The organism is Candidatus Atribacteria bacterium (assembly GCA_011056645.1).
GTDB classification, from domain to species: Bacteria; Atribacterota; Phoenicimicrobiia; order Phoenicimicrobiales; family Phoenicimicrobiaceae; genus Sediminicultor; species Sediminicultor quartus.
Map to the genome: position 1 here is coordinate 1 of DSEL01000020.1, position 1,718 is coordinate 1,718.

Below are 1,718 nucleotides of genomic sequence, written 5' to 3' on the forward strand. Positions count from 1 at the left end.
AGATAACCGTTATATGACAATAAATATAGTTAGTTATTGGTTTTGAGGTATATTTTTGCAAATATATTTTAGGAGCTAAAATCTTGATTTATAGATATTTCAAAATAATATTATAAATGGTCGACCGTCTACTATCAACCATTTATTCTACTCTACACTATTTTGTATTTGTTGTCAAATAATTTATTTGTATTTCTAATTATCATTTTAAGCAAAAATCCCTACACTCCCTCTACTGCAATGGGTAATAAAAGCTAAAATAATCTACTTTTAAACACTTGCATTTTGTCAACAATTTCCTCTTTGAGTGATATAGTGCGGGTACCCCGCTACAACGACTGCTGGTATTCTTGGAATATAGATTGTATGCGAGGAACATAGCAACGCGGCGATCTCGTTACTCCTTTGTTACTCCTTTTCCGAACCCCAGTGGGTTCAATAAAGCACTATTTTCTCCGGCCAGGGAGTTTTTCTGGCCATTCTCCAGGTTTTATCAATATATTGATTAGTATATTTCTGCTCAACCAAGTGAAAAAGGTACGCCCCTTTATCGGTTAATTTATAACCATCCTCATTATTTTCTATTATTCCCAATAATTTTCCGATCTTTATTTCCCACCAAAAATTAGAATCAAGGTCTTTATTGAATAATTGAAAAAAATTATTCTTATCAATGTCTAAATTGTAACAGCTCCAAAAAAGCCAATACAAATATCTAGCCCGCTTAGAAAAATTTAATATTAAGGCAGTCGGAATTCTGTTATCTTCCAAGGTATTTATATATTCGGTGACCGAAAAAGTATTTATGCGAAAATTATCCTTAAGCAGAGTAGTTGCGCTGGGGCCATATCCCAAATAATTATCTCGTGTAATAGAAGAATATTTGGGGGTATCTTTTTTAGCAAAAGTCCAGACAGAGGTTCTGCTAAATCCCATTTCCTCGCTGGTCTTTACAATGGAATCTAACAATATCTTCTTTTCCCTTTTGTTTAATGGCTTTTGTTCATTATTAGCATAGGTAAAATCTATAAATGGGTAAGTGGATATTTGGGTAGCTCCGTATTCATCAGCCTTTATCATGTCTTCTCGTAAATCTTTAGGGGTTTGGCCGGGAATACCAAATATAAGATCTACGTCGATAGCTCTAAAACCTTTTTTAGCGATCATCTCCAACTTTTGTCTATTATCACTCTTTTCTTTTCTATCCAGAGTGGAAAGATTTCTTTCATTAAATGATTGAATACCCAAACTGACTATATCGAAACCGATATTTTTTAATTTTGCTATCAAGGAAGGGGTTACATTGTCAGGGTGTAATTCAGTGCCGATATTACCTTCAATAACAAAATGTTCTTTAAATGCATCTAAGACTCTCCCCAGAGAATTAATAATAAGCGAGGGACTTCCCCCACCAAAATATAGACTGGTGATAACCTTCTTCTTCCCAACTTTCGAACTCTTCAGGTATATTTCTTTGATTAAAGCATCTACATATTTAGAAGCTAAAGAGGCCTCATATTTTATCTTATAATAAGGGCAGAAGGGGCACAGCTCTTTACAAAAGGGAACATGTACATACAGTCCCAAATTCGGAACATCATAATCTATCTGTTTGTTGCAATTATTATTTTGAAAAACAAATGGCATAAATGACCTGGTAATCATCACCCGTAAAATATTGATTAACATTACTCCGCCCTCATTAACTAATATAAGAG

1 protein-coding gene is annotated in these 1,718 nt (G+C 33.8%); it reads right to left on the minus strand.

Features of this window, described 5'->3' with window-relative positions; genetic code table 11:
* Positions 1-435: 435 nt before the first annotated feature.
* Positions 436-1,689, minus strand: coding sequence for a radical SAM protein (locus ENO17_00985; GenBank protein HER23633.1), 1,254 nt, complete (start codon positions 1,687-1,689; stop codon positions 436-438).
* Positions 1,690-1,718: the final 29 nt, after the last annotated feature.